This window comes from Desulfovibrio faecalis, from assembly GCF_053570625.1.
The window spans coordinates 3,337,467-3,357,851 of record NZ_JBRBQR010000001.1; the positions used below are offsets into that span (position 1 = coordinate 3,337,467).

General features: G+C 59.5%; 19 protein-coding genes and 1 tRNA gene. 12 read left to right on the forward strand and 8 right to left on the reverse strand.

Translation table 11 applies throughout. The features are described 5' to 3' along the window. The first annotated feature begins 103 nt into the window (after window positions 1–103). The 5 genes from ACUZ79_RS14620 to ACUZ79_RS14640 all read left to right on the forward strand — a co-directional run bounded on the left by ACUZ79_RS14620 (window position 104) and on the right by ACUZ79_RS14640 (window position 7,959). The gene (locus ACUZ79_RS14620; protein ID WP_240825448.1) at window positions 104–2,089 is read left to right on the forward strand and encodes an autotransporter assembly complex protein TamA; all 1,986 of its coding nucleotides are present in this window, start codon (window positions 104–106) and stop codon (window positions 2,087–2,089) included. Then, window positions 2,089–6,402: a translocation/assembly module TamB domain-containing protein gene (locus ACUZ79_RS14625; protein WP_449252029.1), complete on the forward strand. Its 4,314-nt coding sequence runs from the start codon at window positions 2,089–2,091 to the stop codon at window positions 6,400–6,402. Before ACUZ79_RS14620 ends, ACUZ79_RS14625 begins: the two co-directional genes overlap by 1 nt. A 244-nt stretch (window positions 6,403–6,646) precedes the next feature. After that, a complete protein-coding gene (locus ACUZ79_RS14630; RefSeq protein ID WP_449252030.1) occupies window positions 6,647–7,105 on the forward strand; it encodes an MOSC domain-containing protein in 459 nt (152 codons plus the stop codon). A gap of 21 nt (window positions 7,106–7,126) precedes the next feature. After that, complete coding sequence (locus tag ACUZ79_RS14635; protein ID WP_240825451.1) at window positions 7,127–7,441, forward strand: hypothetical protein; 315 nt, start codon at window positions 7,127–7,129, stop codon at window positions 7,439–7,441. Continuing rightward, window positions 7,438–7,959 carry a GNAT family N-acetyltransferase gene (locus ACUZ79_RS14640; RefSeq protein WP_449252031.1) on the forward strand — a complete coding sequence of 174 codons (522 nt, stop codon included), beginning with the start codon at window positions 7,438–7,440 and terminating at the stop codon, window positions 7,957–7,959. The genes ACUZ79_RS14635 and ACUZ79_RS14640 overlap by 4 nt, the downstream gene beginning before the upstream one ends. A gap of 42 nt (window positions 7,960–8,001) precedes the next feature. On the opposite strand, the gene uvsE is transcribed toward ACUZ79_RS14640, so the two are convergent. After that, window positions 8,002–9,255: a UV DNA damage repair endonuclease UvsE gene (gene uvsE, locus ACUZ79_RS14645; protein WP_449252032.1), complete on the reverse strand. Its 1,254-nt coding sequence runs from the start codon at window positions 9,253–9,255 to the stop codon at window positions 8,002–8,004. 343 nt (window positions 9,256–9,598) lie between these two features. Here uvsE and ACUZ79_RS14650 point away from each other — a divergent pair, with 343 nt between their 5' ends. The 6 genes from ACUZ79_RS14650 (at window position 9,599) to ACUZ79_RS14675 (ending at window position 14,757) form a co-directional block, all read left to right on the forward strand. Then, on the forward strand, window positions 9,599–10,171 hold the full coding sequence (locus tag ACUZ79_RS14650; RefSeq protein ID WP_449252033.1) for a cytochrome c3 family protein: 573 nt from the start codon (window positions 9,599–9,601) through the stop codon (window positions 10,169–10,171). After that, window positions 10,168–10,614 carry a hypothetical protein gene (locus tag ACUZ79_RS14655; protein ID WP_192112751.1) on the forward strand — a complete coding sequence of 149 codons (447 nt, stop codon included), beginning with the start codon at window positions 10,168–10,170 and terminating at the stop codon, window positions 10,612–10,614. Before ACUZ79_RS14650 ends, ACUZ79_RS14655 begins: the two co-directional genes overlap by 4 nt. Before the next feature lie 110 nt (window positions 10,615–10,724). After that, window positions 10,725–12,995, forward strand: a complete 2,271-nt coding sequence (locus ACUZ79_RS14660; protein WP_449252034.1) for a nitrate reductase — start codon at window positions 10,725–10,727, stop codon at window positions 12,993–12,995. 78 nt (window positions 12,996–13,073) lie between these two features. Further along, the gene (locus ACUZ79_RS14665; protein ID WP_449252035.1) at window positions 13,074–13,415 is read left to right on the forward strand and encodes a chaperone NapD; all 342 of its coding nucleotides are present in this window, start codon (window positions 13,074–13,076) and stop codon (window positions 13,413–13,415) included. Beyond that, window positions 13,412–13,936, forward strand: a complete 525-nt coding sequence (locus ACUZ79_RS14670; protein WP_449252036.1) for a 4Fe-4S dicluster domain-containing protein — start codon at window positions 13,412–13,414, stop codon at window positions 13,934–13,936. Before ACUZ79_RS14665 ends, ACUZ79_RS14670 begins: the two co-directional genes overlap by 4 nt. Then, window positions 13,933–14,757 carry a 4Fe-4S binding protein gene (locus tag ACUZ79_RS14675; RefSeq protein WP_449252037.1) on the forward strand — a complete coding sequence of 275 codons (825 nt, stop codon included), beginning with the start codon at window positions 13,933–13,935 and terminating at the stop codon, window positions 14,755–14,757. Before ACUZ79_RS14670 ends, ACUZ79_RS14675 begins: the two co-directional genes overlap by 4 nt. A 271-nt stretch (window positions 14,758–15,028) precedes the next feature. On the opposite strand, the gene ACUZ79_RS14680 is transcribed toward ACUZ79_RS14675, so the two are convergent. The 3 genes from ACUZ79_RS14680 to ACUZ79_RS14690 form a co-directional block, all read right to left on the reverse strand. Further along, on the reverse strand, window positions 15,029–15,967 hold the full coding sequence (locus ACUZ79_RS14680; protein ID WP_449252038.1) for a hypothetical protein: 939 nt from the start codon (window positions 15,965–15,967) through the stop codon (window positions 15,029–15,031). Between the two features lie 49 nt (window positions 15,968–16,016). Next, window positions 16,017–16,101 (reverse strand) — tRNA-Leu (locus tag ACUZ79_RS14685). Window positions 16,102–16,109: 8 nt separating this feature from the next. After that, a complete protein-coding gene (locus ACUZ79_RS14690) occupies window positions 16,110–16,556 on the reverse strand; it encodes a hypothetical protein (protein WP_449252039.1) in 447 nt (148 codons plus the stop codon). Between the two features lie 122 nt (window positions 16,557–16,678). On the opposite strand from ACUZ79_RS14690, the gene ACUZ79_RS14695 reads away from it, so the two are divergent. Then, on the forward strand, window positions 16,679–17,149 hold the full coding sequence (locus tag ACUZ79_RS14695) for a phosphatidylglycerophosphatase A family protein (RefSeq protein WP_240825471.1): 471 nt from the start codon (window positions 16,679–16,681) through the stop codon (window positions 17,147–17,149). 102 nt (window positions 17,150–17,251) lie between these two features. Here the strand turns inward: ACUZ79_RS14695 and infA are convergent, their stop codons facing one another. From infA to ACUZ79_RS14715, 4 genes are all read right to left on the reverse strand, one after another. Beyond that, a complete protein-coding gene (gene infA, locus ACUZ79_RS14700; RefSeq protein ID WP_006008898.1) occupies window positions 17,252–17,470 on the reverse strand; it encodes a translation initiation factor IF-1 in 219 nt (72 codons plus the stop codon). Between the two features lie 136 nt (window positions 17,471–17,606). After that, window positions 17,607–18,452, reverse strand: a complete 846-nt coding sequence (gene lgt / locus ACUZ79_RS14705) for a prolipoprotein diacylglyceryl transferase (protein WP_449252040.1) — start codon at window positions 18,450–18,452, stop codon at window positions 17,607–17,609. After that, on the reverse strand, window positions 18,449–18,940 hold the full coding sequence (gene moaC / locus ACUZ79_RS14710; protein WP_027180997.1) for a cyclic pyranopterin monophosphate synthase MoaC: 492 nt from the start codon (window positions 18,938–18,940) through the stop codon (window positions 18,449–18,451). The genes lgt and moaC overlap by 4 nt, the downstream gene beginning before the upstream one ends. A gap of 233 nt (window positions 18,941–19,173) precedes the next feature. Then, window positions 19,174–20,382: a metal-dependent hydrolase gene (locus tag ACUZ79_RS14715; protein ID WP_449252041.1), complete on the reverse strand. Its 1,209-nt coding sequence runs from the start codon at window positions 20,380–20,382 to the stop codon at window positions 19,174–19,176. Window positions 20,383–20,385: the final 3 nt, after the last annotated feature.

The following is a 20,385-nucleotide window of genomic DNA, read 5'->3' on the forward strand; positions in this document are numbered from 1 at the left end:
GCTGCAAGGCCTGTTGCATCAATCCTAGCCAAGCGGCAGTTTTTTGCAAGCAACAGTTGCGAATGGTTCTTGATTCATGCGGCGGGGCAACGTATGATTCGACATGATCTCCACCCTTGGCGCACTACCCCCCCAGAGGGCGACCAGCCTTTCCGTACTGCGAGCCTTCGCAGTCTTGGTGTTGCTGCTGTGCGCCGGGGGCTGCGGCTTGCTGGCCAGAGCGCCCGCAGAAGAACCGCAGCCAGCGCCGCCGGGGCTGGAAACGGCCTGGCAGGGTAAGCCCGTGCCGTACAAGGTGCGTATCAAGGTGCAGGACGGCCCTGATTCTCTGGCAGGGCAAATGAAGGCCTCAAGCCAGCTTGTGCAGCTTGCCAAGGAACAGCCAGACAGCCTGCTGGCTCTTGAAAGGCGCGCCAGAGCCGACACCGCCAGCGCGCAAAGCCTGCTGCACTCCCAAGGCTATTATGACGGCCTTGCTTCTGTTCAAATAGACAAGGACGCCTCACCCGTTGTTGTTGACCTTGTCCTTTCGCCGGGCAAGCGTTACAGCCTGGGCCGCGCCGATGTGTATTACGACCCGGAGCCCGACATCCCGCAGTTTTTCCGCAATCGGCAGCGCGAGGTGGGCTTTTGGGGGCTGCAAACGGAACCCGTGCCCCCGCCGTCCTTCCCCACAGTTTTGCCGGGTGTCGCCATTGGCAAGCCCATTGCCGCCGATGACCTGCTCGCGGCGGTGGATGCCCTGCCAGAATCCTTGCGGCGGCAGGGCTATCCCCTGGCCGCTGTGGCGGATACCAGCTACACCCTTGACCGCGAGGCCCGCAAACTCAATGCCGATATCCTGGTGCGGCCCGGTCCTCCGGCGCTCATGGGCCGTATCGAAGTGCGCGGAGCAAAGGAAGTGAACGCCGAATACGTGCAGCGGCTCGCGCCCTGGAATGTGGGCGAGGAACCGTGGGATTCGGACATGGTGGAAGACTACGCCAACAAGCTGCGCGGCCTGGGCTTGTTCCGCTCCGTGCAGGTCAAACCTCTGGAAGAAAATCTCGCCTGGGGCGCGGGGCGCGAAAGCGCCTCCGTGCTGCCGCTGGAAGTGACCGTGGCGGAAGCGCCCTTCCACTCGGTGGGGGCCAGTGCCCGGTACGATACGGATACGGGCCTTGGTGTGGAAGGCATGTGGGAAAACCGCAATGTCTTTGGGAATGGTGAAAAACTCACGCTTTCAGCGCCGCTGGCTACGGAAACGCAAGGCCTCAAGGCGGTGTTTGAAAAGCCCGCCTTTATGGCCAGGGAGCAGAAACTGCTCGTCACCGGCTCCACCCTGCGGGAAGATACCAGCGCCTACGAAAAAATTGCGGGCAGCGGCTCCGGCGACATCGAGCGGCGACTTTCTCGCCAGTGGTGGGGCAGCGCGGGCCTTGGGGGCGAAAGCGGCTCCATCAAGGATAACGAGCAGGACCCCAAGGGCTACGGATTTTTCGGGCCACGGGTGGGGCTGCGGCGCGACACTCGCAACAATATCCTCAATCCTTCCGACGGGTCGGAACTTGCGGTCAAGGTCAAGCCCTACACGGGCTTTTACGGCGAATCGTTCAACGTCATGACAGGGGTTGTTTCTGCCAGCGGCTATTACGCCCCCTTCCGCAAGGACGGCCTGCCGGACGACAAGCTTGTGCTGGCGGGCAGGGTCGAGGCCGGGGGGCTTGCGGGTGCCGGGCTGCGCACCATTCCGGCCAGTTTGCGCTATTACACGGGCGGGGCTGGCTCTGTGCGGGGCTATGCCTATCAGTCGCTCGGTCCCCGCGACCACAAGGACGAACCGCTTGGCGGGCGTTCCTATCAGGTGGTAAATCTTGAGGCGCGCTATAAAATTACCGAGGATGTGGGCATTGTGCCTTTTCTGGATGGCGGCATGGTCTACAGGGACGAGCTGCCGCGCATCATCGGCGACATGAACTGGGGTGCTGGCCTTGGCCTGCGGTACTATACGCCCATCGGCCCTGTGCGGCTGGATGTGGGTTTTCCCTTGCAGCCCATTGACGGCGATCCCCCGGTGCAGATTTACGTCAGCATAGGACAGTCTTTCTGATGGATCAGGAACACAGCGTGGCCCCGCCGTCTTCCTCTCCTTCCGCATCTGCCGCTCTGGGCGGCAAGGCTGCCTCCAATGCGGGCCAGTCCGGCCACAGAAAACCCTCTGGCGGCGGTAGTGGTTCCTTTCGCAAGTGGCTGCGCCGTGCAGGCTGGGCGCTGGGCCTGTGCGTGCTGCTGTGCGTAATTGCCCTTGCCGCAACCCTCGCGGCCTTGCGCAGCGAATCCGTGCAGGGCTGGCTGACGGAAAAAATCAATACGGCTATGGAAGCCGCGCCGGGATCCGGTACGCCGCCTGCTGGCGTGCGGGCGCGCATTACCCATCTTTCCGGCTCCTTGCCCTTTGAATTTTCTCTTGGCCTGGAACTGTTCGATGGTGACGGCCTGTGGATGCGTCTGCCGGACTGCCGCGCGCAATGGGATTGGCGCGCCCTGCCTTCGGTCGTGCGCATTGCTTCCGTATATGTAAATGACGCGCAACTGTTGCGCCTGCCCATACTGCCGGACGCGCCCGTTCCTGCGCCTGCGCCGCCCCTGACTGAGGCTGCCTTGCGCGCCATGCTGGGTGATGCGCTACGCATGCTTGGCGGTTTGCCCGGCTGGTTGCCGCAGGTGCATCTTGGCGGGCTGAACATCCTCAATGCCCATTTGCCTCAAGCTTTGCTGGGTGGGGAGGCTCCTACCGCAGAGGGCCAGCCAGCGACACCCGGCGCGACATTGCCCGGAGTGCGCCCTGCGTTGCATCCCGAAGCGCAGGGCGGAGGGAAAAATAAAACTTCCGCCGATGTACTTCTTGAAGCCAGCCTGCGGGTGGAGGGTGGAATACAGGGGGCGAAAGCCTTCTTGCTGCTCAGAATAGCCTGTGCGGAAGATAGCCCTTTGTACGTTGGTGGGGCGGCAATCCACGGGGTTGACTCAACAGCCAAAGTGATTCTCACCCCCTCTCACGTGGGCGAAGTTCTTGGCCTTGATGCCACAGCCGAGCTTTCCTCGATATTGCGCAGTGCTTCTGACGCTTCCACTGCTTCTCCTGCAAGTTCTTCTTCCGTAGAAATCTCTTCTGCCAGGAATCTGCCCGCCGAGTCAGGCGTGCTTGCCGCCCTGCTGCGCGAAGGAACCTATGTACAGGCGCGCCTTGCCGCGCGCGTCACTGCTCCCGTCGCTGGTGGTGGAGCCGCCGGGGTCAGCGCCGCGCTGGAAAGCATCCGGGTGGAAGCCGGGCCTCTGCATCTTGCCGGGCATGCAAAGTGGGACACTGGCGAGGCCGTTTCCTGGTTGGACGGGCCGCTGGATGTGGATATTCAGGCCAACACTGGCGGGAAAGCTGATTCGGAAAAAGACGCTGCTGAAAAGACCGCACCTGCATCAGCCGCCGCTCCTTTCACAAACAGTACATTGCTGCCGGAACTCGCCCAGTTGCGCATCACGGCAAAGGGGCCGCTGCAAACTCCAGATATGCAGATAGCGCTGGATTGCCCCGCGTGGAACGTGGGCGGGCATGCCCTGGCGGATATTTCCCTGAAACTGGAATCCACGCCGCTCAACTGGGGGCGGGTGCTGCTTGGCGCTTTCAAGCAGACAAGTGCAACCCCGGCAGAAGTCGGGCTGACAGACCCCGGACAAAAAGATGCGGCGCAGGCAGCGGAACTGACAGTAAAAGTGCAGGCCTCCGCCGTGGTGGATAGCCATCCACAGCGCCTTGGCGCAACGCTTTTTGCCCTGAACGACAGTGAAGACGGGCATGGTCTTTTGCGCGCTGGCCTGCGTGACCTTCAATGCCAGTTGCTGGGCGTGGCTGGTTCTGGCCAGGTGAGTGCGGCCTTGCCCCTGCCGCCGCTGGTAGGCGGTATGCCCCGCGTGAACGGCAAGGTGGACGTGCGCGTGGCGGACTGGCAGGCGTTGTCCGCCATGTTGCCTGGGGCGCGGCTGGACGGAGACGCCGCGCTCTCCCTTGAACTGGCTTCGCTGCGGGTGGAACCTGCGGTGCCCGCAGCTGCTCAAAGTTCGTCAGGCCAGGATTTATCAGGCAAAAATTCTCAAGCCCTGAAAACGCAGACTCCGGCCTCGCAGGCCGCGTACTCACAGCAGGCAACGCTTCGCTGGCGAGTGCCTCGGATGGCTTACCGGGCAGGCAAAGACCCGGCGGTGGAAATCCAGGGCCTGGAGGGCGAGGCGGTTCTGACCGATACCCTCGGCAAGGGCCTGCTTGCCGTCCGGCTTGACCTCGCCGGGGTACGCAGCGGGACTATCCGCCTTGGTGCCAAGCTGCGCGCCCAGGGTTCCATATTTGGGCCATTGGAAGCCAGCCTCGAAACAAGTGGATTTGCCGCAACGCGTTGCGCCGTGCGTTGGCAGCCCGGCCTGCTTGAACTGCGCCGTCTTGATCTTGACCTGCCCGCGCAAAAGCTGGGCCTGCGCGCGGCGGCAGGGGCCACAATGCGCTACGGCGCGGGCGATCTGGAGGTCAACGGTCTTGATGTAACCATGAAGCCTTCCGGCAGGTTGCGGGCGCAGGCCGCCCTTGGGCCGGAAAAGCTTGATCTGCGCCTTACGTTGGAGCGTCTTTCGCTCGCGCCCTGGCATGTGCTGATTCCGGCCTTGCCCAAGGGCGAGCTTGAGGCCAGCGCACGGCTTACCGGCACTCCGGCTCAACCCGGCGGGGATCTGCGCGTGGACGTGCGCGGCCTTGTGGTGCCAGGGGCGGCGCTCAAACCCATGAATCTTGCGCTTACCGGCAAGCTGGAGCGGGACAGTGCTGGCAGCGGCGCTCTGGCCCTGCGCCTTGTGCCGGATCAGGCCACGGTGGTGGCTCTGGGCGGTACGGAATGCCGGGTAGAAGCCCGTTTGCCCCTTCTTTTCGGGCCGGACGGATTGCCGAGCCCGAACATGCAGGGGCCGCTCCGCGCGGCAGTGCACTGGAATGGAGCTGTGGCCCCCCTGTGGAGCCTTATGCCCGTGGCTGACCAGCGGCTTGCGGGGCGGCTTGCGCTTTCGCTTGATGTGGGCGGCAGCCTTGAGGCCCCGGCTCCCAAGGGTTTTGTGCGCATGGACGACACCCGTTACGAAAATTTGCAGTACGGTGTGCTGCTCACGGGCATCAACCTACGGCTTGATCTTGAAGAAGGCCGTGGCGGCGCATTGGGGCTTGCCCGTCTGAACCTTGGCGCAGCTGATGGGCAGGGCGGTACAGCGCGCATCACGGGGCAGGCCAGGCTTGACGGCAGCATGCTTGATTTCAAGGCCGTGGTTGACCATCTGCGCCCCTTGCGACGCCGCGACATCCGCGTGGAACTTTCGGCGCAGACTTCCGTGGCTGGCAGCGCCGCAGCGCCCCAAGTACGGGGAACCGTCACCGTGAATCAGGGGCTTGTGCTGCTCAATAACCTTGATGTGGGCACCAGCATCACCACCCTGCCCATCAGCAAGGTTTCGCCCGCCTGGGCCAGAGCAGGGCATGAACCGCCCACACCTGCCGTGCCGCAGGGCAAAAAGACCGCATCCCCCGCAGCCGTCGGCCCAGCCCCAACTGCTCCCGCTTCTGGCGGCAGTGCGGGCCTGCTGGACTTGCGCATTGTCATCCCGGGGCGCTTTGTCGTGGAAGGGTTTGGACTCAAGAGCGAGTGGAAGGCAGACATGCATGTAGGCGGTACGCCCGCCGAACCTCTGATCTCCGGCCAGCTCAGCGCTGTAAAAGGCAGTCTTGATATTCTGGGCAAAAATTTCAAGCTGGCGCGGGGCGCTGTGACCTTTGGCGGCGGGGCTGTATCCAACCCCCTGCTGGACATCATGCTCACCAGTCAGACCCCTGCACTCATGGCCAATATCAGCATTGTGGGCACGGTGCGCAAAATGCAGCTGATCCTGAGCAGCGACCCTGAAATGCCGCGCGATGAAATTCTGGCCCAGATACTTTTTGGCAAAAGTGCCAGCGAGCTTGGGAGGTTTGAAAATCTGCGTCTGGCCGCCGCCGTGGCGCAGCTGGCCGGATTTGGGTCGGGCAGCGGAGGCGGTGGTGTGCTGGATTCTGCACGTCAGGTGCTGGGCGTTGATGTGCTGCGCTTCAATTCCAGCGCTTCCGGCACAAACGGGACGGGCCAGTCGGGCCAAGGCGGCGACGGCATGGCGGCTGGCAGCTCGGTGGAAATGGGCAAGTACCTCACGGAAGATATCTATGTGGGCGTGCAGCAGGGAGCCAAACAGGGCACAACCGCCTTTGTGATTCAGCTGGAGCTGACCCCGAAGGCCAATCTTGAACTGCGCACCGAGCAGCAGAGTACCAAGGGCGGCCTGACCTGGAAGTATAATTATTGATGCCGCTCATCTTGGCGGGCGGTGCGGGTTGTGATAACATACGAAAATAGTGTTATTAGGCAGCTCCACTGCTCACGTACCTGTTTGCGCGGTTTCCCGCCTGCGGGATGTGCGGGTGGGCAAGCATACATGATGTGTCAGGCAGCAGGCCTGCAGCCTGACTGGACGCAGCCGCCTATCTGGGGCAGACTGCGGACAGCCGCTTGCAGGCGGCAAGGCATAACGACAGTAAAGGAAATGTAGTATGGGCAAGATCATAGCCATTTGCACCAGTCAGAAAAAAGGCACGGCCAAAAAGGCCGTGGATCAGGCGAATATTATAGAAAATCACGGCATTGAGGGCGACGCTCACGCGGGCAACTGGCACCGTCAGGTCAGCCTGCTTTCGTGGCAGGCCATCGAGGCCTTCAAGGCCCGGGGCGCTCTGGTCGCCAACGGCTGTTTTGGAGAAAATCTGATAGTGGACGGTATTGATTTTGCCGCTCTGCCGGTGGGAACCCGTATTGCGTGTGATGACGTGCTGCTGGAAGTTACGCAGATCGGCAAGGAATGTCACAGCCATTGCCAGATATTCCACACCATGGGCGAATGCATCATGCCCACCCAGGGCGTATTTGCCAAGGTGTTGCACGGCGGCGTTGTGCGCACGGGCGACATGATGGAAGTACTGGCTCCCTCTGCCGGGGAAGCTGCGCCTGCATAACACGTTCAGGTCGGGAGACATATGGAAACGCTTAAGATGTTGCTGCGCACGGCGCTGTTTCTCGGCGGGGTAACAGTGGTTTTTGTGGCCTATACTGTTTGCGTGGCGCTGGTCGAAAGACATTTTTCGCCCAAGTACGCCAAGGGGCATGAGCAGTCACCCTCGGCGGTGGCTTCTGCCGCGCCCGACCGCGAGGCTCGCGTCCGCGCTCTGCTCGACAGCGGCCAGTTGGTCAAGGAGCAGTTTACCCTTGAAGTGCAAAGCCATGTGCCGCCCCTGCGTGTCGACCGCACTGCCGGTCTGCTGGCCGGGGTTGCTCATCAGAATGTTCGATGAGCGGCGTTGTCGAAAAGGCTCTTTCGCAGACATTGCGCATCCGGCAGGCAACAGCCTGCGACCATGCGCCCTTGGCGGATTTGTGGCGGCGCAGCGTGGAGGCCACCCACCATTTTTTGCCTTCCGGCGAGGTGGAACGCCTGTTTCATGATGTGCACAACACCTATCTGCCGGGCGTGGAAATCCTATGGGTGGCGGAGCTTGCGCCTTGCGGGCAGGCTGCACCCGCGCAACACGCTACGGGCAGCCCATTGGCGGGCTTTATTGGCTGCAACGGCGCGCAGGTGGAAATGCTCTTTGTTGAGCCGCGCTGCTTCCGTCACGGTGTGGGCAGGGCGCTTCTGGAGCATGTGCGGGCTTTGCATCCCCGGCTGACACTGGATGTGAACGAACAGAATCCGCAGGCTCTGGCTTTTTATGAGCGGCAGGGTTTCAAGGTGGTGGGGCGGTCGGCTCTGGACGGGCAGGGCAATCCCTACCCCCTGTTGCACATGGAGTGGCAGGGCGAACCAGCCTGACATCTTTCGGCGCACGGTTCTGCCCTGCGCCAATTTTTTTTGCTACACATAAAAATAGAGGCTGTGCAGCAGGTATTCCACCTTATGCCGCTCGGCCAGGGTCAGCAGCAGACGCTTGACGCGGGGCAGGGCGGCAAGGCCGTTTTGCAGTTCTGCCATGCCCGCCAGAGCGCGCTTTTTTTCTGCGGGCGCGGCCAGCTTGTCCACATAGCCCCACACATGCTCGGCGGCATTGCGCGCCTGCGGGCCGCAAAGTTCCTTTTCCATCGCCTGCTCCACCAGTGCATAAAAACCCTTGGCATCGGGCGTCTCCGCCTTGAGCAGGGCGCGTATGGCTGTGTAGGCTGCCTGATCTCTCTCCAGCACAAGATACTTGTATCTGGCCCACTGGGCCGTAAGCTCCTGCCGCGTCAGCCCAGGATTGGTGAGCTGGATGCACTTTTCGGCTGAAAGGTTTTTGTCCTTCACCTCCAGCATCACATCCACCTCACGCTGCCCCAGAGACTGATGAAATTTCATAAAATCCCGCATGGCAATGGTGCGCGAGTGCATGCCCGCTTTGCCGCCAGCAAGCTGCTGGCTGTAATGCAGCTTGGGGCGGCCATGCTGCGGGTTCCAGCTCTCCATGGCGCGATCAAGCCAGTACGCCAGATTTCCCTTTGCCGGGGAGTTCAGGGAATGGTGAAAAACGTCAAAGATGGCGGGCAGGCCGCATTTTTCGCAGATACACAGAGCATCTTCAATAGTAAAGGTGCGCTCATCGTTTTCAAGCGAAATGCGGGCCAGAACGTGCGGCGGCAGGGCCAGCAGATTTTTTGCCAGCCGCGCGAGGGCGGATGCCCTGTCGCCATAGCCTCCGCCAAGGTGCAAGACGATGCGGGCGCTGACGTCCGCCCCCAGCGCGTCAAGAAAGTCGGCATGGAATACAAGGTCAGCAAAGGCGTGCTCCACCACCTCTTGCCGAGGGGAGTTAAGCACCGTGTACTGACCGGGATGCATGGAAACCCGGATGCCGGTTTGCTTCAGCACTGCGCGCAGTGCCTCAAATTCCTCGTGCAGCTTGGCACGCCAGTCAAATGTGTTTTGCGGGTGCGAGGCCAGCGGGATGATGTCCGAGCTTATGCGCATCAGGGAGATGCGCGCCGAGGCGCAGTAGCGCAACATGGTTCCCAGTGCGCGCAGGTTATGGCGGCACACGGCGAGCATGTTTTCGGGCGTGGCCCGCGCAAGGGTAAGGGCGCTCAGGTCAGCGCCGGGCACCCCGATGGTCTTGCAGGCAAATCCATAACGTATCATGGGCATACTGTAGCGGATTTGCGCCGGGCCGCAAGAGGCTGCCAGACCCCCAAAAGCTTACGCTCCCGAGCCAACCAAAGTGCTGGCTCGGTTTTTTGTCTGCTCCAGTTGTCACATGGTCAGAATAAGATGATTTTTGTCATTTTATTCTGACAAATCCTAAGCCCCTGACTTCCAGAAGATCACAAACTACCGCTAATCACACAAATTTTCAAAATAGGGTTTTTGGCACCTCTTTTGCTTTTTGTGGTGAAATTCACAATTTGCGCCCTGCCGCAGGCATATCCCCGGGCGGGAATGCCCTTTTGGCATGGCGGCACCATCAGCCATGGAGACCAAAACCATGCCGTATCCTTCTAAGCGCGTCTGGATTGTGGGCTGTATCGCCCTGGCCGCGTGCGTAGGCCTGGCGGCAGCGGGAGTGTCGTATTCGTCGCGGACGGAGTTTTGCCTGTCCTGCCACGAAATGCGCGTGTATCAGGATGAACTGATGCTCTCCCCGCACGCCAAGGACGCACAGGGCAAAGCCATCGGATGCTCGCAATGCCATATCCCTTCGGGCAATCTGGCCCGCATGCTCGGCGCCAAGGCATGGATGGGGATAAAAGACCTGTGGGTTCACAATGTGGAGGGCGGTACGGATCTTGACCGGGCCGCCATGCAACCCATTGCCCGCCGCTTTACGGACGATGTCAACTGCCGCGCCTGCCATCAGGATTTGACCCGCAATGCCAAGGCAGACGGGCCGATCTCGGCAGAGGGCCGCCTTGCGCACGACAATTACGAAGGCAAGAACGGTCAGGCCCGCAGCGGTTGCGTGGGCTGCCATCGCAACCTTGCCCACTTGCCCGTATTTGACGAGCGCATTCCAGCAAATCAGAAGTTCGCACAGAAAATCAAGGAGATACGGCCATGACTCGCAACAAGAAACTGCTCATCGTTCTGCTTGCCCTGGCGGTGCTGACGGGCGGCTATTTTCTGTATATGGCCTGGGCCTTCCCTGCGGAGCGCTGCGAGGCGGCCAAGCATCTGGATTCTCCGCAGATGGCGGGCGATTGCTACGCCTGCCACATGAAGAGCACCCCCCGCCTTGCGCAGGAATGGTACGAGAGCAAGCACGGCATCACCCTTGTGCGCTGCCAGACCTGCCACGGCATGCCTGACGGCAAGGGGGCCATTCCCTTTACCCGCAAGCCGGGGGTCGAGGTCTGCGCCCGTTGCCATTCGCTTTCCATCCAGCGCATGGAGGCCAAGTTCGGCAAGCGCGATGACTGTTCCGCCTGTCATCCCAACCACCAGAGCCCAATGCACGGCAAGGCTTACGAATACCGTATGCCCAGCGGCAAGACGGACTGGTAGCCCGCACGTGCGGTATGCGCCGCATCTGACGGCGCAGGGTGGGCCAGCCCCAAGCAGGGCGGCCCGCAGTAAAGAAACAATCATGCCAAGCTAACAGCGAGGTTGCGGATATGAATTCATCGCGTCGTGATTTTTTACGTTTTTTTGCCATGTCTGCCGCTATGGCGGCGGCCACTGGCGTGGGCCTGCCAACCCTCGCCCTTGCTGCGGACGATCAGAAACCCGACAAATGGGTCAAAGGCGTGTGCCGTTACTGCGGCACCGGCTGCGGGGTGATGGTGGGCGTTAAAAACGGCAAGGCCGTTGCCATTCAGGGCGACCCCAACAACCACAACGCGGGCCTGCTGTGCCTTAAAGGCTCGCTGCTCATTCCCGTGCTCAACTCCAAGGAGCGCGTCACCCAGCCCATGGTGCGGCGCAAAAAGGGCGGCCCTTTTGAGCCTGTGAGCTGGGATGAAGCCCTTGACCTCATGGCCTCCAAATTCCGACACAGCATTGATACGTATGGCGCAAATTCAGTTGCCTGGTATGGCTCCGGCCAATGCCTGACGGAAGAAAGCTACCTCGCCAGCAAAATATTCAAGGCTGGCTTCGGCACCAACAACGTGGACGGCAACCCCCGCCTGTGCATGGCCTCGGCTGTGGGCGGCTATACCACCACGTTCGGCAAGGACGAGCCCATGGGCACCTATGCCGACATCGATCAGGCCACCTGTTTTTTCATCATCGGTTCCAATACCTCAGAGGCGCACCCCGTGCTGTTCCGCCGCATTGCCCGCCGCAAGCAGGTGGAGCCGGGCATCAAGATCATTGTGGCCGATCCGCGCCGCACCAATACTGCCCGCATAGCCGACATGCACGTGGCCTTTCGCCCCGGCACGGATCTGGCCTTCATGCACAGTATGGCCTGGGTCATCATCAATGAAGAACTGGACAACCCGCGTTTCTGGCAGCGCTATGTGAGCTTTGTGGATGCCGAAGGCAAACCCTCGGACTTTGAAGGCTACAAGGCCTTTTTGGAAAACTACCGGCCTGAAAAAGTAGCCGAAATCTGCCGCGTCCCTGTGGAGCAGATTTATTCGGCGGCCAGGGCTTTTGCCGAATCATCCGCCACCATGAGCCTGTGGTGCATGGGCATCAATCAGCGCGTGCAGGGGGTTTTTGCCAACAACCTCATCCACAACCTGCATCTGCTGACCGGGCAGATATGCCGCCCAGGAGCAACGCCTTTTTCCCTCACGGGCCAGCCAAACGCCTGCGGCGGCGTGCGCGATACCGGCGCGCTCTCGCATCTGCTGCCAGCGGGCCGTGCCATTCCCAATCCCAAGCACCGGGCGGAGATGGAAAAACTCTGGGGCCTGCCGGAAGGGCGCATTTCGCCCAATCCCGGCTATCACACCGTGGCACTTTTTGAGGCCCTTGGCCGGGGCGATGTGAAGTGCATGGTCATTTGCGAGACCAACCCCGCGCACACCCTGCCCAACCTGAACAAGGTGCACAAGGCCATGTCGCACCCGGAATCGTTTATCGTGTGCATTGAGGCCTTCCCCGATGCCGTTACCCTGCAATACGCCGACCTTGTGCTTGCGCCTTCATTCTGGTGCGAGCGCGACGGCGTGTACGGTTGCGGCGAGCGACGGTATTCGCTGACTGAAAAGGCCGTGGATTCGCCCGGTCAGTGCCGTCCCACGGTGAACACCTTGGTGGAATTCGCCAAACGCGCTGGCGTTGACCCAAAGCTGGTGAACTTCAAAAACGCCGAGGACGTGTGGAACGAATGGCGCATGGTGGCCAAGGGCACCACCTATGATTTCTACGGCATGACGCGTGAGCGCTTGCGTAAGGAATCGGGTATCATCTGGCCCTGCCCCTCGGAGGATCATCCCGGTACCAATCTGCGCTTTGTGCGCGGGCATGATCCGCTGGTGCCCGCCGATCATCCGGACAAGTTTTTCTTTTACGGCAAGCCGGACGGCAAGCCTACCATATTCATGCGGCCCGCCAAGGGCGCGGCGGAAGAACCGGATGCCGAATACCCGCTGTACCTTACCTCCATGCGCGTTATCGACCACTGGCACACCGCGACCATGACAGGCAAGGTGCCGGAACTGCTCAAGGCCAATCCGGCGGCCTTTGTGGAAATCAACGAGCAGGACGCCGCCTCCCTCGGCGTGAAGCACGGGGACAACGTGATTCTGGAAACCCGGCGCGACAAAATGGAACTGCCCGCGCGCGTAAGCGATGTGTGCAGGCCAGGGCTTGTGGCCGTGCCGTTTTTTGATCCCAAAAAGCTGGTCAACAAGCTGTTTCTGGACGCCACCGACCCCGGTTCGCGCGAGCCGGAATACAAGATCTGCGCCGCGCGGGTTCGCAAGGTTTAACGCCCATCGGTAAGCCCCATATGAGTGAAGGCCCCGTCCGTATGCTTGGTATGCGGGCGGGGCAACGCGGGAGGAAATATGGCTATTGCGGGAATAATCCTGAGTGCGTCAGCAGCAGCCTGCGCAGGGCTTGAGAAGGCTTTGCAGGGCAGAGAAGGCATTCTGGATGTGCAACGCACGCCGGATGGCGCGGACATTGGCGGGCTGGTGGTCGTGGTGGAGCAGCCTTCGGACAAAATCCAGAAGGAACTCATGGCGTTGCGGGAACTGCCGGAGGTGGACGATCTGCATCTGGCCTTTGCCGATTATGAGGATGATCTGGACGCGCAAGGGCACATGGGCTGCCCTGCGCATGAGTCGCGCCGCCATGCGGGCGCGGACGCTGACAATGGCGGGGAACAGGCAGGGGAGACGAAATGAGCCTTTTTGTGCCGCCTCTGCGCCCGCCGGGTGCTGTGGATGAAGAAACCTTTTTGCGCAAGTGCGTTCGTTGCGGCAAGTGCGTGACTGCCTGCCCGCACGAGAGCATTGAGCTGGCTGGCGGTCTGGGGCGCGCGCGGCATACGCCGCAGGTGCGCCCCCGCAGAAAACCCTGCTACCTCTGCATGAAGTGCCCGCCTGTCTGCCCCACCGGGGCGCTGGACACCGGCGTAAAGGAAATTGCGCGGGCGGGAATGGGGCATGCCTATATTCTTAAAGACCGCTGCCACAATTACAAAACCGGCACCATGTGCATGACCTGCTATGACCGCTGCCCCTTGCGCGGAACAGCCGTGGTGCTGAGCGGCGGGCTGGTGCCTGCCATGACCACGGCTTGCGTTGGGTGCGGCATCTGCGACTATGTCTGCCCGGTGCAGGCTGTGGAGATTGTTCCCGCTTCATCCCGTTTTGTGCCGCCAATGGCGGCTCCCACGGAAAAAGCGCCCGGAGGCAAGGCATGAAGATTCTCGCTTGGGCGCGACGCGGCGCGCAGGTGCTGGTGGTGGCGGGACTGTGCGTGCTGCCGTGGCTCAATGCAGCAGAACTGCGCCAGATCAGCGGCAGCTTTTTTGCGCTGGATTTTTTCGGCATTCCCTTTGCTGACCCGGTTGGTGCGGCTCAGGTTGGGGCCACAGGCTTTTTACCCGGCGAACGCCTGCTGGCCGGGGCCTTGATCTCGCTGGCGCTGGCCTTGGTGCTGGGCAGAGTTTTTTGCTCGTGGATATGCCCCTACGGATTTTTTTCCGAGTTGGCGCACTGGCTGCGCGGGCGGCAAGGCGGCGCGCACGTGAAGGAAGGCCGCGCATTTGCGGGCAAGGCTCTGCTGCTCGGGGCCGGGCTTGCGGCGGCTCTGGTGGCGGGCTTTCCCGCAATGGGCATTGTTTCGCTGCCGGGCGAGCTATCGCTCCTGCCCATGCTTGTATGGCAAGGCGGGGACTTCTGGCTGCTGCTTGGGGCGGTGACTGTGCCGCTGGCGGCGCTGGCGCTGGAGCTTGTGGCTGGCAAAAGACTGTGGTGCCGCTTTGTGTGCCCGCAGTCGGTACTGCTTGGCGCTGCGGCCCAATGCCTGCCCGCCAAGGCTCCGGGCCTGCGCATCGGCTGGCAGGCGGCAAACTGCACCTGCAAGGGCAAGGCTCCTTGCCAGCAGGCCTGCTCGCTTGAGCTGAATCCGCGCCACAAGGGCGGCCCCGAGCGCAGGGACTGCACCCACTGCGGCGACTGCGTCAATACCTGCGCGAGCTATGGCAAGGCGCTGGAGTGGCGGGGGATGGCTCAGAGATAGTGGGGGAGCAAATCAGGGATTTCGTCTCAGTATCATTCCCACGCGGATTTGTTCCCATGCCATCACCACGCCGGACAGGAAGATTGAATTCCTCTGATAGGTCATAATGGTTGCAAAAAAACCAAAAATAATCGCACTAGTACAACTGACGCAGTTTCAGTAGATGGAGTTTGGGGTGGCGTAATTCGCTATGAAAAAAAATTGAGCAATAGGTAAAAAAACTATTGTAGTTCTTAAAATTTGCCAATGTTTTCTTTCAGAAAATTTGAGTTTAATTAAGCATGGTTGGCGAAAAAATAAAGTCATTTTTGTATGATTCTCGGCGAACTTCTGCAATTATTGCATCAAGTTCGACTGCAGAAAAGTTGACACCAGTTTTGTTATAGACCTCGTTTTTAAGAATGCCTTTTTCAAGTCCCCTTACAATGAAGATTTCTTTCGCAAGCAGGCAGGCGTCTTTATCTTTTATTACTGCTTTGCAATATTGGTTATCAATAGATTCAATTATTCTTAAACAAATGCTGGATAGCTTTAAAACATCTTCTCTATTTTTGGTGGCCAATTTTTTCCCGCTTTCATATTCTCCAAATGCATTTTCTAAATCTTGACTTGCAAATCTAGAGTTATGGACTATCGAGTTTCTCAAAAGGACATATTTGTTTAATTCACTTAATTCTTTTGATTTTTCTTGCCTGGCTCCAGATTTGCATGCATCACATATTTCTTTTACCATTTCACTTGTTTTTTTGTTTCTCAATTTTTGTGATGTAACAACATTGGCAAATTCAATTATTGGGTTTTTACTTTTTACAATATTCTCAATAATTGATATTGAAATTTGTTTTTCAGATTCTTTTTTTGTCGCCGTGGATGTATCCTTTACTGCAATCATTCGTTGATATGCATTGAAAATATAGCTTTCAAAAATAGAGATAATATTCACTATTGAATCTTGCCGGATGTATTCTTCAGTGTCTGAGATTTCATCCACAAATTCAGCGTATTTTAAATTAAGATTTGTTAAGAACGTGTCTTTATGCTCGGGCAAATCTCCTATAAGTTGCTCTCTGTTCTCACAGGTGATATTATTTAAATATTTTTCGGCATATGATAGCGAACATATTTTCATCCAAAATTTACGAATCTCATTCGTAAGCTCGATTTTGAACTGGATAAATGCAAGACTACGGGGAGAATCATATTTTGGCATACCTTCTCCATGAAATTGCAGGATGAATCTGTTGAAAACTTTTTAGATGTGGTGCCCAGGGCGGGACTTGAACCCGCACACCATTACGGCCAGGGATTTTAAGTCCCCTGTGTCTACCATTCCACCACCCAGGCACATTTCTTTATTCTTTTCGTGACAAATCTTTCAGGTCATCCTCTGCGAGATCCTGCGGGCCGGAGCCTGCGATACGCCATGTTTTGAGGCCGTTTGGCGGGTCTTCGGGGACAGGGCGTTCCTCTTCCTGCCATTCGCCGGGGCGCAGCCAGAAAACGTGCATGGATTCAAAATTCTTGTCCAGGCACAGCAATCTGCCGCGCACGCCCTGCGGCAGCAGGGCCGCAATTTCGAGCGCAATCTTGCGGTACACATACAGTCTGTGCGCTTCAAACACGCACTGGAACATGAGCGCGTCGCCCAGAGGCGTAAAGTCCAGATGGGCCGCCCCGGCCCGCTGGAGCAACTGCTCAACCTCGCGGGTCAGTTCTTCTTCCACTTCAAGCAGTGCCTCGTATGTGAGGCTGTCGTCATAGCTGAAGTGGGCAAAAAGTTCGCTGCGGTTTTTGTCCATGAGCTTGCATATACGGCAAAGAAGCCCTTTAGGCAATAATTGCGCGTGGATGTCTTCAGTGCTGGTCTTGCGGGCGCTTTGGGCGTAAGATGCACAAAAAACACGCACATAGCGGAGGCCGCATGAGTTTTTTTGACAAGCTGATTCTGTCGTTTTGTCGTCTGGGCGTTGCCGGGCTTGACCCCAAGGCTCCCGGCACGTGGGGCACGGCCATCGCCTGCCTGCTGGCGCCGTATATTTTTCTGCCTCTGTCCCTGCCGTGGCGGGCTGTGCTGCTGGTCGTGATTTTTGTGGTCGGCGGTCTGGCCTCCACCCGTGCCGAGCACTTGCTTGAGCGCAAAGACCCCGGCGAAGTTGTCATCGACGAGTTGGTAGGGGTGTGGCTTGTGCTGCTGCCTTTTGAAAGCCCCAGTTTCTGGCTGGTGCTGGCGGCTTTTGCCTTTTTCCGGCTGTTCGACATCTGCAAGCCATGGCCCGTGCGGGCTTCTGAAAACTGGCTGCCCGCCGGGTTTGGCATCATGATCGATGATGTTGTGGCTGGCGTGTGGGCCTTGCTGTGCGTGGCTCTGCTGCGTGTGATGGGCCTTGTATAGGCCGCGAGGGCAGGGCCACAGAATAGGCGGAAAGCTGAAAGGGGGCGCGGCCAATGGCGCAAAAGGCCACTCTGGTGGCGGAAAAAGCCGCCGCGCCCGCAGCTACTTCATGCGGTAGGTGATGCGCCCACGGGTAAGGTCGTAAGGGGAAAGCTCGACCTTGACGCGGTCGCCGGGCAGAATGCGGATGTAAAACTTGCGCATCTTGCCGGAAATGTGGGCCAGAACTTCGTGGCCGTTCTCCAGTTCCACACGGAACATGGCGTTGGGCAGAGCTTCCTGCACCACGCCGTCTACTTCGATTGATCCTTCCTTGGCCATGAGTACTCCAAAATATGATGTGGATAAACGCCGGTCAGCTTCACAAAAAAGCGGGGCGCTGTCAACACGCCGGTGTCCCTGCTCGGGGGATATTCGGCGCGCAAACAGCGCCCGCTGTCACTGCACGGGTAGAAAGTTATTTCTTGCGTCCCTTGGGTGATTTGCCGCCGGGGCGGGGCTTGTTCTCCACAGGGGGCACATGGGGTGCAAGCACCGGGGCCTTGCGGCACAGCAGCCACAGCCCCGCCAGTATGAGCGGTACGCAGAGCAGTTGGCCCATGGTCAGCCAGCCAAAGGCCAGATAGCCAAGCTGCACGTCAGGCATGCGCACAAATTCCACGGCAAAGCGGAACACGCCGTAGCCCAGTGCGAACAGGCCGGAGACCGCGCCCGTCTTTCGCGGTCTGGACGAAAAAATCCAAACCATGAAAAAGAGCACCAGCCCTTCAAGCGCAGCCTCGTAAAGCTGCGATGGATGGCGCGGATTAGGCCCGGCACCGGGAAACACAATGGCCCACGGCACGTCGCTGACCTTGCCCCACAACTCGCCGTTGATAAAGTTGCCGAGCCGCCCGAAAAAGAGCCCTTGCGGCACCAGTGGGGCGATGAAGTCTGATACTTCCAGAAACGACCTGCCCCGCGAGCGGGCAAAATACCAGAATGCGCCGAGTACACCCAGCAGCCCGCCATGAAAGGACATGCCGCCGTTCCAGATGCGCAGAATCTCCATGGGATCGCTGATGTAGACAGGCAGATCATAAAACAGCACGTAACCGATTCTGCCGCCCAGGATGATGCCGATCATCACGCAGGTCAGCAGGTCGTCCACATCTGGGGCTGTCCAGCCGGAGCCGGGGCGCGAGGCGCGCCAGCGGCCCAGTGCCCAACCAAGGCCAAAGCCAGCCAGATACATAAGCCCATACCAGCGCAATTGCAGGCTGCCTATGGAAAGGGCTACTGGGTCGATTTGAGCGAGGTTCATGCGTCAATATCCGAGGCGTTGAATTCGCCGCTTTTGCCGCCGCGTTTGTGCAGCAGGCGTACACGGCTGATGACGATATCCCGCTGAACGGCCTTGCACATGTCGTAAATGGTGGCCGCTGCGGTCTGGGCCGCAACAATGGCTTCCATCTCCACGCCGGTAGGGCCGACCGTGCGGGTTTCCGCTTCAATACGCACCGTGGGCGGCATTTCTGTTACCGTAAAGCGCACGTCCACATAGGTGAGGTTGAGGGGGTGGCACATGGGGATAAGTTCGCCGGTGCGTTTGGCAGCCATAATGCCGCCAATCTTGGCGCAGGTGAGCACATCGCCCTTGGGCAAGGCGTTTTTGATCAGCAGTTCCATGGTGGCCGGGGCCAGTTCTACAACTGCTTCAGCTATGGCTACGCGTTCTGTAGGCGTTTTTGCGCCTACATCCACCATGGTTACGTTGCCCTGGCTGTCGAGATGCGTAAAGTTGTCGTTCATTGATACCTCAAAAAATTCCCGCAGCGCGGGCTGCCGGGATGTTGTTTCAAATATGCGTTCCGCATGTCGTGCTGGTAATACGCAGCAAGTGGGAGCAAAATATGATGCTACCCCAAAAAGCGACGGGAGTCATTGCGCCTGTAATCGCGCTCCTCGCCGCAGTTTCCCGAAAGGAGAAAGTGCTGGTTGAACTTTGAGCTGTGGGGCATTGAGCTGGGCCGGACAGGGCAGGCTTAGCGCAAGCCCACAAGCCATTGCAGCAGCGGGGGAGTTGTGGGCGGGCGGGGGGCTTGCCAGAAAGAGTCGCGCCCGCTGTCAGAAAAGCGCATCCGCTCCCGCAGCAGGCGTTGCGGAAATGCGGCCTTTGTGGATACGAGCGGCCCTGCGGTTGCGGCATTTTCCTGCACGGAATTTTCGTCAGGGGCATCCTGCTCGGCAGGCTGCGGTGCAGGAGTCAGCTCCGCCATATATTTAAAAGGAATGTCCGCACTGGGGCGCATGCTCATGATTTTGCGCACAATGGCAAGGCTGCTGCCAAACCGCTGGTCGTGGATCATTACATAGGTGGGGGCCGGGGTGTTTGCTGGCTGCGTTGCCTGCGGATTATCGGCGGGCAGCATGTCGGTTGGCAGGGGGGCCACCACTGGCAGCAGGGTGAAATTCAAAAAAGCGTCAGCCACAACAGACTGTCGCGCAAGGTCGCGGGCAAGGCTCTCGGGCAGGGCGGTGGCGGCACCTTCCGGGCCTTGAGGGGTGCCAAGGGCGTTCAAGCCCTGAGTGTACACCGTGCCCCCGTTGGGTGTGGCTTCTGAATACAGGGCGCGCCAGAAAAAGGGCGAAAAGGCATCCGGCAGCACCACAATCTCCTGAGGCGCGCGGCCTTCCGCCGTGAGTCGTTCGCGGATTTGCGCCGTATGCCATGCGTTGAGGCCTATGGAAATGCCGGGATAGACAAAGAGCCACGCCATTGCCACCAGCAGGAGCCCGCGCCGTGCGCGCCAGCGCCAGATGGCCCACAGCAGGGGCAGGGTGATCAGCAGATCAATGATAAACACCGCGTTCAGCCGCACCCGTATGTGCGAGAAGGGTACAAAGATCATGGTGCCGTATGTGGTGATGCAGTCCAGCCAGATGTGCAGCAAGACCATAGCCGTCATGAACAGCCATGTTTTTGCAAACCGCCAGTGACCGGGCGTTTGCGCCCTCCACAGCGAGCAGCCCACGAGCGCCAGCACCAGCCCCAGCAGCGGAGCAAAAAAGAGGGAATGCGTAATGCCCCGGTGCAATAGCAAAAATTGAAGGGGGGTGTTCGCCATGAGCACATCAACATCGGGGGAGGCGGCGGCCAGGGCGGCCAGAGGCACCGCCCAGCGGCTCGCGGGACGGTGGGGCATGGCGAGCATGGCCACCGCGCCGCTTGCGGCGTGAGTTATTGGATCCATATA

Coding starts and splice junctions, on each gene's coding strand:
- ACUZ79_RS14620 (WP_240825448.1), top strand. CDS start 104: ATGATCTCCACCCTTGGCGCACTACCCCCCCAGAGGGCGACCAGCCTT.
- ACUZ79_RS14660 (WP_449252034.1), top strand. CDS start 10,725: ATGAATTCATCGCGTCGTGATTTTTTACGTTTTTTTGCCATGTCTGCC.
- ACUZ79_RS14665 (WP_449252035.1), top strand. CDS start 13,074: ATGGCTATTGCGGGAATAATCCTGAGTGCGTCAGCAGCAGCCTGCGCA.
- infA (WP_006008898.1), bottom strand. CDS start 17,470: ATGGCCAAGGAAGGATCAATCGAAGTAGACGGCGTGGTGCAGGAAGCT.
- ACUZ79_RS14630 (WP_449252030.1), top strand. CDS start 6,647: ATGGGCAAGATCATAGCCATTTGCACCAGTCAGAAAAAAGGCACGGCC.
- ACUZ79_RS14635 (WP_240825451.1), top strand. CDS start 7,127: ATGGAAACGCTTAAGATGTTGCTGCGCACGGCGCTGTTTCTCGGCGGG.
- ACUZ79_RS14670 (WP_449252036.1), top strand. CDS start 13,412: ATGAGCCTTTTTGTGCCGCCTCTGCGCCCGCCGGGTGCTGTGGATGAA.
- ACUZ79_RS14695 (WP_240825471.1), top strand. CDS start 16,679: ATGAGTTTTTTTGACAAGCTGATTCTGTCGTTTTGTCGTCTGGGCGTT.
- uvsE (WP_449252032.1), bottom strand. CDS start 9,255: ATGATACGTTATGGATTTGCCTGCAAGACCATCGGGGTGCCCGGCGCT.
- ACUZ79_RS14650 (WP_449252033.1), top strand. CDS start 9,599: ATGCCGTATCCTTCTAAGCGCGTCTGGATTGTGGGCTGTATCGCCCTG.
- ACUZ79_RS14640 (WP_449252031.1), top strand. CDS start 7,438: ATGAGCGGCGTTGTCGAAAAGGCTCTTTCGCAGACATTGCGCATCCGG.
- ACUZ79_RS14690 (WP_449252039.1), bottom strand. CDS start 16,556: ATGGACAAAAACCGCAGCGAACTTTTTGCCCACTTCAGCTATGACGAC.
- ACUZ79_RS14675 (WP_449252037.1), top strand. CDS start 13,933: ATGAAGATTCTCGCTTGGGCGCGACGCGGCGCGCAGGTGCTGGTGGTG.
- ACUZ79_RS14715 (WP_449252041.1), bottom strand. CDS start 20,382: ATGGATCCAATAACTCACGCCGCAAGCGGCGCGGTGGCCATGCTCGCC.
- moaC (WP_027180997.1), bottom strand. CDS start 18,940: ATGAACGACAACTTTACGCATCTCGACAGCCAGGGCAACGTAACCATG.
- ACUZ79_RS14625 (WP_449252029.1), top strand. CDS start 2,089: ATGGATCAGGAACACAGCGTGGCCCCGCCGTCTTCCTCTCCTTCCGCA.
- ACUZ79_RS14655 (WP_192112751.1), top strand. CDS start 10,168: ATGACTCGCAACAAGAAACTGCTCATCGTTCTGCTTGCCCTGGCGGTG.
- lgt (WP_449252040.1), bottom strand. CDS start 18,452: ATGAACCTCGCTCAAATCGACCCAGTAGCCCTTTCCATAGGCAGCCTG.
- ACUZ79_RS14680 (WP_449252038.1), bottom strand. CDS start 15,967: ATGCCAAAATATGATTCTCCCCGTAGTCTTGCATTTATCCAGTTCAAA.